This window comes from Oceanivirga salmonicida (assembly GCF_001517915.1).
Taxonomy (GTDB): domain Bacteria; phylum Fusobacteriota; class Fusobacteriia; order Fusobacteriales; family Leptotrichiaceae; genus Oceanivirga; species Oceanivirga salmonicida.
This window is the reverse complement of the sequence record NZ_LOQI01000005.1, coordinates 38,048-48,779: the sequence shown is the minus strand read 5'-3', so window position 1 is coordinate 48,779 and position 10,732 is coordinate 38,048. Positions and strand designations below refer to the sequence as shown.

General features: G+C 23.2%; 9 protein-coding genes. All 9 read left to right on the top strand.

Annotation, left to right across the window (positions count from 1 at the left end; all coding sequences use genetic code 11):
- Positions 1 to 96 precede the first annotated feature (96 nt).
- The 9 genes from lanM to AWT72_RS01260 all read left to right on the top strand — a co-directional run bounded on the left by lanM (position 97) and on the right by AWT72_RS01260 (position 10,719).
- The gene (gene lanM / locus AWT72_RS01300) at positions 97 to 2,928 is read left to right on the top strand and encodes a type 2 lanthipeptide synthetase LanM (protein WP_067139627.1); all 2,832 of its coding nucleotides are present in this window, start codon (positions 97 to 99) and stop codon (positions 2,926 to 2,928) included.
- 24 nt (positions 2,929 to 2,952) lie between these two features.
- Positions 2,953 to 3,663 carry a flavodoxin family protein gene (locus AWT72_RS01295; RefSeq protein WP_067139624.1) on the top strand — a complete coding sequence of 237 codons (711 nt, stop codon included), beginning with the start codon at positions 2,953 to 2,955 and terminating at the stop codon, positions 3,661 to 3,663.
- A complete protein-coding gene (locus AWT72_RS01290) occupies positions 3,653 to 5,788 on the top strand; it encodes a peptidase domain-containing ABC transporter (protein ID WP_067139620.1) in 2,136 nt (711 codons plus the stop codon). Before AWT72_RS01295 ends, AWT72_RS01290 begins: the two co-directional genes overlap by 11 nt.
- 967 nt (positions 5,789 to 6,755) lie before the next feature.
- A complete protein-coding gene (locus AWT72_RS01285; RefSeq protein ID WP_067139617.1) occupies positions 6,756 to 7,244 on the top strand; it encodes a hypothetical protein in 489 nt (162 codons plus the stop codon).
- Positions 7,245 to 7,258: 14 nt separating this feature from the next.
- On the top strand, positions 7,259 to 8,026 hold the full coding sequence (locus AWT72_RS01280; protein ID WP_067139614.1) for a DUF1266 domain-containing protein: 768 nt from the start codon (positions 7,259 to 7,261) through the stop codon (positions 8,024 to 8,026).
- A gap of 32 nt (positions 8,027 to 8,058) precedes the next feature.
- Complete coding sequence (locus tag AWT72_RS01275; RefSeq protein WP_067139611.1) at positions 8,059 to 8,433, top strand: hypothetical protein; 375 nt, start codon at positions 8,059 to 8,061, stop codon at positions 8,431 to 8,433.
- Positions 8,434 to 8,535: 102 nt separating this feature from the next.
- Positions 8,536 to 9,189: a hypothetical protein gene (locus AWT72_RS01270; RefSeq protein ID WP_067139607.1), complete on the top strand. Its 654-nt coding sequence runs from the start codon at positions 8,536 to 8,538 to the stop codon at positions 9,187 to 9,189.
- 83 nt (positions 9,190 to 9,272) lie between these two features.
- Positions 9,273 to 9,863 carry a type IV toxin-antitoxin system AbiEi family antitoxin domain-containing protein gene (locus AWT72_RS01265; RefSeq protein WP_067139604.1) on the top strand — a complete coding sequence of 197 codons (591 nt, stop codon included), beginning with the start codon at positions 9,273 to 9,275 and terminating at the stop codon, positions 9,861 to 9,863.
- Positions 9,856 to 10,719, top strand: a complete 864-nt coding sequence (locus AWT72_RS01260; protein WP_067139601.1) for a nucleotidyl transferase AbiEii/AbiGii toxin family protein — start codon at positions 9,856 to 9,858, stop codon at positions 10,717 to 10,719. Before AWT72_RS01265 ends, AWT72_RS01260 begins: the two co-directional genes overlap by 8 nt.
- The last annotated feature ends 13 nt before the right edge of the window (positions 10,720 to 10,732 follow it).

Below are 10,732 nucleotides of genomic sequence, written 5' to 3'. Positions count from 1 at the left end.
GAATTCATTATACAAAAAAAAGAGAGGTGAGTAAAGAATTTTGAAAAAAATTCTACTCACCTTTTTTTATATGATTGTAATGAAACTATATTTTCAATGGCGGTTAAGGAACCTATAAAACCCAACCTAAAAAATGTTTATAATTCATTTATTAAAAATACAAATTGGTATAGAAGTATTGAGGAAATATTAAGTTCATATGATTATTCTAAATCTTATGATAAAGAATTGAAGTACGGTAATGTTTTTGCTCCTTTTATAGAATATTATTCCATGAAAATAGCAGATAAATTAAAATCTATTGAATTTATAAGCAATGATGCAATTCAATATTTTTGCATATACTTAGCAAATTCTCTTTATAATATTAGTATTAAGACTATAATTCAAGAATTACAGTACGAGAAAAGTGAAATTAAAAATAAATCAGATGAAGAAGTATTATTGATTTTTTTGAAAAAATTTCAAAATAAAGATTATTTAGAAAATTTTTACTTTAAATACCCAAATTTAGCAAGAAAATTATTTGTTGAATGTGATAAATTTTTTAAATTTATTAATAATTTATTATTGGATTTGGTTAAAGATAAGAAAGTATTAGAAAAATTTATTTTAAATAATAATAAAATAGAAGTATTTAAATTTGGAGAAGGAGATCATCATAGAGGAGGAAAAAGCGTAGTTGAATTGGTCATGAATACAGGTGAAAGTTTCTATTATAAGCCTACAAATTTAGAAATTGAAAAATTATTTGAAAAAGTAATTGATTTACTAAATAAAAGTGATAAAATTATTCCTATGAAAACAACTGAATCTTTATATTTTAAAGATCATACTTATGTAAAAAAAATATATTATAAATCTTGTGAAAAACTTGAGGAAGTTTCAAGATGTTATATTAGATTTGGACAATTACTTGCATTAAGCTATATATTTAATATATCTGATTTGCATATGGAAAATATAATTATTTCAGGAGAATATCCAATTATTGTTGATGGTGAAACATTTTTTTGTAACAGACCGCCTATGAATTTTAATGATATAGCAAATGCTGCAAAGAAAAATTATGACTTAATAAATAGTTTTGTAACAAGTAGTATTATATTACCAAGCAAGTTAATTATAAATCATGATTTAGAAACTGTTGATTTAGGGGCGATTAGTGGAACTCAACAAGAAATTCAAGGAGTTTTACAACTAAAAGATATAGATAATGCAAGAGTAAGGTTTGAAAAAGCCAAAGGAATTATTAAAGGAGCAAATAATAGAGTTAAATTTAATGGAAATATTATTGATTATAGAGAATATATAGAAGATTTTATGAATGGATTTGATAACTGTATTCAGTTTATATTAGATAATGGGAATAAGTTTAAAAAAATATTTAATGATAATTATGAATATGTAACACGTATTTTATTACGTCCTACAAATAACTATGCACAATTTTTAAATTTTATTTTGCATCCTACATGTATGGAAAATGCTTTAAATATAGATAAAATATTAGAAAATTTATATGCATGGCCAGGAATAAATTCTGAAGTTTTTTTATCTGAATATGAAGATTTATTATGCGGAGACATACCTTATTTTTCTACTTCTATATCTAAGATATACTTAAAAAATTCAAAAGACCGAGTTATAGTTAACAATTTTTTTTCTAGTTCATCTATAAATAAAGTATATTTTAATATTGATAATCAGACAAATGAAATGATAAATATTCAAAAAACTATTATAAAAACAAAGATGGGGGATTATATTAGATTAAAAGATACGAATGAGAAATTTAATAATACTACATTTAGTAATTTTAAAATTAATAAAGAATGCATCATTGAAGAAATTATGAATATAGCAAATTCTATTATTTCCACTGCTACAGTTGACTTAGAAGATGAGTCTATATCGTGGTTATCTATAGATGAAGAAAGAGATTTTTCTCCAATTCCTGCTCAAGTAGATTTACATTCCGGTTTAGCTGGAATAGGTTTATTTTTTCATTACTTAGATTTAGAGTTTAATAACAAAAAATATAGAAATATTGCTAATTTTTGTATGAAAACTATTAAAAAACCTGTATTAAGTTTATCTATTGGAACTTCAGCTTTTGTAGGACCTTTTAGTGGGTTATATTTTGCACTGAAATTATTAGAATTTAACCCTCGAAACAAAGATATAACAGAGTATATCAGAGAATGTTATATTTCAATTAAATATTTTATAAAATCAGAAAAATATGATGATATATCTTGGTTGACTGGTGTTTCTAGTCTTGTTTGTATTCTTTTAGATTATTATAGTGTAGTAAAAGATGAAGATATACTTAATACTTGTATTGAATTAGGAAATAAAATAAATAGTATATATATAAATAAAAATATTGAAGATTCAGGTATAGCTCATGGTAAATTAGGTATAGGAGTAGCTTTTGCAAAATTAGGAAAAATTACAGGATTAGAGGAATTTTTATTATTATCAGAAAAAATATATGTTGATGAATTTAAAAAATATAAAATAGGTGATAATGAAATTAGATCTTGGTGTAGAGGTAAGGCAGGATTAGTTTCTTCTATATTATATGATTATAATAAAAATAATTATAATTTTTATAAAAATATTTCAAAAAAATATATTAATAATATAAAACTTATGAGAAGTGATTGTTTATGTCATGGAAATTCAAGTGAAATAGATTCATTAATAAATATATATAATGTTTTAAATGATGAAGAATTTTTGAATTATGGTTTATATGTAGCTAGGCAAATGATTGATAGAAAAATTAATAATGGAAAGTATTCTATTGAAAGGTTTGAAGGTTTTCCACCTATAAGTATGTTTAAATCAGAATTAGGTGTTGCTTATACATTATTGAGACTTTTAAATCCTAAAATTCCAAGCATTCCTATGCTTATGTAAAATTATTTAATGAGGATGGTAACAGTGAAAAAGATTTTATTTATTTTAGGTTCTAGAAATCCTAAATCTAAAAGTTTGATTTTTTCTAAAGAATTATCTGAAATTTTAGAAAATTCAAATATGAAAACAGAAATTATAACACCAACAGAATTTAATCTTTTACCAGTAATAAATGGCGAGATGTTTTTAACTGGAATAGATAATTGTGATAATATTGAAAATGATAATGGGAATCTTATAAAAAGAAAATTATTAGAAGCAGATTTTATAATTTTTAGTAGTCCTGTTTATGCACATGCAGTGTCATCGGATATGAAATTATTAATTGAGAGAATTTCACATTGGTTTCATATATTTAGATTACTAGGAAAAAGAAGTATATCCATTGTTTCAACATCAAATAATGGGTTTATAGAAGTTCAAGAATATCTTAAATATGTTATGGAAAGTTTAGGTATGCAAGTATTAGAAAGTGTTGTACTTTTGGATGATAATACTTTTAATAATATTTCTCCTAGAGATATTTTTAATATTATTGTTGATTCTTTTAGTCAAGAATATCGTCCAATTGTTAGTAAAACAACTGAAAAACAATTTTTATATTATAAATCAGTTTTTTTAAGAGCATCTAAGGACTTAGCAGAGCCTAAATATTGGAAACAGAATGGAATGTTTAAATATAGAACTTTACAAGATTATGTAAATTATTTATGGGATAAGAATAATGAGAAATAGAAAAATTATATTAGTTGAACAAAGTCAACATAGTGAATGTGGTTTAGCCGTTGTAGTAATGATTTTAAAATATTACGGGATTAATATATCTCTTTTTGAAATTCAAGATAAATATGGAATTCCAAGAGGAGGAACCAGTTTTTCTGATTTAAAAAAAATTTTATTAGATTATGGATTAAATTCAAGAGGTGTAAAAGTAAATGACATAAGTTTATTAAAACAATTGAATACACCTATTATATGTTATTGGAATTCAGATCATTTTGTAATATTAGAAAAAGTAAAAAATAGAAAATATTATGTAGTAGATCCTGCTTTAGGAAAAATAATATTAACAGAAGAAGAATTTATTAAATCTTTTAATAATGTTGTTTTAATACCAGAAAGTGAATTTAAAGGAAAATGTATAAATAATACATATGGGATAGGAATTTTAAAATTAATATTTTCAAAAATAAAAAAAAATATATATATAATACTATTGTTAACAATATTAGTTCAAGGAATGTCTTTATTTTTAGCTATAATTCAAAAATATATAATTGATAATTATATATATTTTTTCAGAAATTCTATTTTCGGTGTAATATTTTTATTACTTTTAGTTGGTTTTTTATACTATATATTACAAAGAGGACGTATTTTTGCATTTACAAATTTTCAAATATATTTTGAAAGAAATATTTTAAGTGATTTTATGAAAAAAATGGTGGAATTCCCTCTTAGATTTTTTATGAATAGAGGGACTGGAGACTTATTATTTAGAATAAATTCATTGTACTTAATACAACAAATTTTATCTCAAAGAATTTTACTTGCAGGAGTTGATTTGTCATTTGCTATCGTTTATTTAATAGCAATGATAGCTTTATCTCCACTATTGAGTTTATTTGTAATAATAATAACAGTTATTATGTGTTGTATTTCATTTATATATTCTTTGAAATATAGAGAATTAGTTTCTAAGGGTATTGTTAATGAAGTTTCTACTCAAGAAGTATTTGTTGAATTTTTTGAAAATATTGATACTATTAAATCTCTTTCTATTGAAAGATATTTTGACAGTAAATGGAAAAAAAGTTTTTTAAAAAAACAAAATGTTGATTTTGAAAAAGGAAAATTAACTGCAAATTTAAATACACTATATGCCTCATTACAGTTTATTATGCCTTTATTTATTATAGTTATTGGGTTATATTATGTAAATGAAGGGGATTTTTCTATTGGAACTGTAATAAGTTTTGTATCATTATCAGGAGCATTTATAAGTCCAATATCTACAGTTTTAGATTCTTATGCACAATTACTTACAGTAAGTTCTTATTCAAATAAAATTGTAGAAATATTGGAATATTCAAAACAAAATGATTCATCCATTACTATTGATAATAAAAATTCCATAAATAAATTTATTTCATTAACTATAAAAAATATGTCATTTAGATATAGTTTATTTGAAGATATGTGTCTTAAAAATATAAATTTAACTATAAATTCTGGAGATAGAATAGCTATTGTAGGTCCTAGTGGCTCAGGTAAAAGTACTCTACTTAAATTAATTTCTGGATTATTAAAAGTTTCTGATGGAGAGATATTAATTAATAATATGAATATTTCAACGTTTACTCGTGAAGAAATATCAAAGTTTATTGCATATAGTAATCAAAATTCATCTGTATTTAACGAAACTATAAGAAATAATATTTTACTTGCAGCAAAAGATAATAAAATTTCAGAAAGTGAAATTTATGATATATGTGAAAGATTAGGAATTAATGAAATTGTTAAAGCAAATCCTCTTGGGATAGATACTATAATAACAAATTCGGGAACTAATATTTCCGGTGGACAACTACAAAGAATCGTTTTGTCAAGGATAATTGCTTTAAATTCTCCTGTTTTGATACTTGATGAACCTACGAGTGCTTTAGATAATTTATCTGAAGATTATATATTTAAATATTTATTAGAAAAATCAGAATCAATGGTAGTTGTTGCACATAGACTGCATACTCTTAAAAAATTTGATAAAATAATAGTTATGAATAATGGAATGATATGTGAATCAGGGACTCACGATGAACTTATTGCTCAAAATGGACTTTATAAATCTCTTTATGGTTGATAATGTTTTATAAAATAAAAAAATATATGAGAGAAAAGCTATTCCCATTAAATTGATACGAACGAGGATGGTGTATTGTATATTTTGAAAAAACAGAAGAGTTTTAGATGGAATTATTTTATTTCTTAAAAAAAAATGAAAAAAAGTAATGAATAAAAATTATAAAAACTGGAATTAAATAACATGTACCAATGAACTAGATACAAAGGTGAAAAACTAATGTTAAAGGTAAGGTGCATGTTTTTTATATCTAAAGAAATTATAAATTGAAAAATTTATAAAAATATAGATTTAGAGTATTTAGAAACATATTTTCTCATAGATTTCATAATATCTTTGATATTTTTATTAATATTTTGAGAGTAAATACTAAAGCTATAAATTATTTTAAAATATTTAAGAGAGATATGAATTAAAAGTTTAGATAAAAAGGATTCATCTCAAATGTCTACCAATATGTTTAATAGTATAAAAATTATTATTTAAATTATTATGACTAACAGAAAAGAAAAATCTGGTTTTATCTTTGTAAACTTTACAAGATATATCAAAGGATTTTTTCTTAATATTATCATTTTGATAATTACTATTTTTAACAATATCAATAACTAATTTTTTTCATTGACTAGCAATAGCCTTGACATTGAAGTAATTTTTTTCAAGGAAAATATTATTTTTATTAAAACTTTCAAGAGTAACAATCGAATTAATATGTGGATATCTATACCAAAAGTATGAATAACAGTAATTAAACCATAATTAATTATATTGGAAGGAGTGAAATAGTTTTTAGAATATGTACCAATTTTCTTTTTTCTTTAGTATAAATATTATGGAATTGATATTTTATAATATTATTAATAGCATATTTTTTGTTTAAAATTTTTAATTTTATCTTAAAATTATTGACTTTATTGGGCGGAGGGGTATAATATAGTATATTTTAAAAAAGGGAGAGGTGTTTTAAATGGGATTATTTGATTTCTTTTTAAAAAAGAAAGAATGGGATGAAGAAAGATCAAATAAAAATAAGGAAAGAATGAGATTATTATTTTCTAGACAAGTAGATGATAGTAAAAGTTATAAGGTTGTATATGGTTTTAGTATGGATGCAACTAGGGGTGGTATTGTTAGAAGTAAAGCTGTATACACATATACAAGTTTAATAATAGGTTATCGTGAAAGTGATATGAGTATTGTTATATTAAAAACTAACCCTAAACTTGAAAGTACAACTGAAGCAGAATATTTTAAAAGAAGTGATATTGAAAAGGCTAAAATTACAATGGGTCAATATACTATTTATCATAAAGGTGGCATGATGGCAGGTTATACATCATTTTCAGTTATAGAAGATAATGATACCACTAATGATGGAGACTATTTAACATATTGTAACCAAGAAGTTGAAGCAACAGAGTTTGAGGAATTTTGGAAAAAATATTGTAATGCTTAAAGGGGGAGATTATAGTGGGATTTTTTAGTAAACTTAACAAGTTAAGAAAAGGATTATTTAGCAGTATTTACATTAATGAAAAATCTAATATAAGTGATGAACAGTATAAAAAAATAGCAATAGGTGCTTTATATAGCGAACAACAAACTGCATATATAAATTCACTTACAACTGGACTTAATAAATCAGAGCTTATAAATGGCTTAGCTGAATGGTGGGGAATAAGTAATTCAGATGAAGCCAATGAAACATTACAATATCTAGTTGATAAAGGATTTAGATACTATTTTGATATAGTTATGAAAGCATATAAAAACCCTGATTATGACCAACATAAAAATATTATTATCAAAGAATTTGAGAGTATAAAAGATAATTATGAAAGTTATGGAGATTGGGAAGAAGATGTTATTAAAGCATATGATCAACTTACAAATTTACAAGATACTTGGGACAGTTTAGAAAAAAATAAGATTATTTCAAATGTTTATGAATTAGAAAAATACAAAAATATAGGTTGGGATTGTGGCCGTTTAGTATATCTTAGTAGAATGTGTTTTGATACAGGTTATATTACAGAAAATGAAACATGGAACTATATTGACAAGGCATATAAGTTGGCAACTGATAACTTTAATACTTGGGAAGAATTTTCAAAAAGTTATATAATTGGTAGAGGTATGTGGGGTGGTCTAAATTCTGCAAATGAAGGAATGATGATTATAGCACAAGAATTATTAACAAAAGAAAATAGTCCTTGGGTAAAATTAAAATTTAAATAAAGATAAATTTAATCATTAAGCGGGGTAGTTAAATGATAAAATTAAGAACAACAGAAAATAGATATAAAGAATTAGATAATAAAAAAGGGAAATTTCATTGGCTTATAAAAATATTTCTAATAATAGGATTAATTCCAATTTTAATATACCCTTTTGTACTTTATAAAGGAATTAGTTCATTACATACACCAGGGTCAGATGGAGCAATTTTTTTAATATCAATATCTTATCCATCTATATTAATGTATAATGCTTCAAAATCTTTAAGATTATACAGAAATAATAAAAAAATAAGAGCAAGTATTTTAGCCGTTTGGCCTATTATATTGATTGTAACTTTTTGTATTTTGTACAAAGATAATCTAATGCTATATTTAATGAATATAAAAGATTTAATTTATAGTTAATTGTAAATCTTGTGTTTTTAATGAGAGTGCACAAGATTTTTTATATAATTTTACTTTATTTTCACCGGTTAATAGAGTATAATTAGATTAAGAGGTGAAAATGTGAATAAAGAAAATTGGTATAGAAATACAATTTGGAACGAAGAAATAGAAAAAGAATTTGAAAATCGTTTAAAACGCTCAAGAGGCAATTATAATAAATCTCAATATTTAAGAATACAAGCAACTTATTTGCTTTCTTCTTCAAACGAAATATTTGAAAAAAAGGGTATTGAGTTAATGGAAAGGGTAATTAATTTTTATTCTGATGAATTTGATAGTATTACAGCAAAAGAACAACTAGGAGATTTTTATTTTAGCAAAAAAGATTTTGTAAATGCTGAATACTATTTTAGAATAGTAACAGAATATTATTATACAAAAACTAGAAGTGGGACTTCTGGGTTGGCAGATTTAAAATTATGTGAACTTATATTACTTACTAATCAAAAAGATAAATTTAAAGAGGCATATAAAATGGGAATTGAAAAATTTGATAGAGAATACTTATCTTTTGATAATGAAAAATTTTATTATAATAATTTGATGGCAAACCTTTGTTATGCAATGAATAGAAAAAATGAAGCATCAAAATTTGCAAGTATTGCATTAGAATTATCAAAAATTACAAGACCTAAATTTAGTAGACATAAAATGCTTGGTTTAGTTAATGCAACAGAAGAGCAAATTGAAAAATTAAAGATGATATTAAATTAAATGTTTTAATTATGCTTTATATAATACATTAGTATTTGATTTTCACCAGTTAATAGAGTATAATTAGATTAAGAGGTGAAAATATGATATACACAACTGAAATGATATTAGAAAAATTAGTAAATTATAAAAGTCCTGCTGATAAACTTGCAAGGCTAGTAAAAAATGGTAAATATATACCAATAATAAGGGGTTTATATGAAGACAATAAAAATGTATCACCACATTTACTTGCTGCAAGTATTTATGGACCTTCGTATATTTCATTTGAATTTGCTCTTAGTTATTATGGCTTAATTCCAGAAAGAGTAGAAACCGTAACTTCTGCTAGTTTTGAAAAAAAGAAAAAGAAAACATATAAGACATTATTTGGTAATTTTACATTTAGAGATATTCCATCAAAAGCCTTTCCTTATGAATTGAGAATTGTTAAAGATGGAGATTATTATTTTAGAATTGCAAGTCCAGAAAAAGCCCTTTGTGATAAATTATATACTATTAGTCCAGTTGCTAATCAAAATGAAATGAGAGATTTACTTATAGAAGATTTAAGAATAGATATAGACGAATTAATTAATTTGAATAGTGATATAATAAAAGAATTATCTGTGTTATATCATAGTACCAATGTTAAAAAATTAGCCATTTTTTTAAGGGGGTTAAAAAATGAATAATATAATAGAAGAAATGTTGAAAAAATATGATATTATTACAGATTTAGATAAGAAAAATGCAATGAAAGAAATTATACAAGAAATAGTTCTTTGTAGTCTTAGTAAGGTTGGATTTTTTAAAGAAGCTTCATTTTATGGGGGAACAGCATTAAGACTTTTCTATAACTTAGATAGATTTTCAGAAGATTTAGATTTTTCGCTTATAAAAAAAGATATAAATTTTAATTTAGAAAAATATTTTCCTTTATTAGAAAAAGAAATAAAATCTTTTGGTTTAAATATTGATATTAAAGAAAAAATAAAAACCAAAGAAAGTAATATTAAATCTACTTTTTTAAAAGCAAATACAAAAGAACATTTACTATTATTTTATTCTGATGATAATATTTATAAAAATGTGCCTAGTAATGAAGTTTTAAAAATAAAATTTGAAATAGATATCAACCCACCAAAATTTGCTACATTTGAAACAAAATATTCATTGTTACCAGTTCCATATGAAATAAAATTATATGATAAAGAGTCTTTGTTTGCTGGTAAAATACATGCTTTATTGATGAGAAATTGGGGAAATAGAATTAAAGGTAGAGATTTATATGACTATATTTTTTATATTTCAAAATCAATAAAATTTAATCATAAACATTTGTGTGAAAGATTGTACGAATCAGGAGTAGAAAATGCTAGAAAATTTGAACTTCAAGATATTAAAGATTTATTATATAAAAAATTTAGTGAAATAGACTATGAAAAAGCAAAAAAAGATATAGAACCTTTCATTAAAGATATATCAATTTTAGAAATATGGAGTAGTGAATTTTTTAAATCAATTACAAATAATTTAGAGAATATATAAATAAAGAACTGGA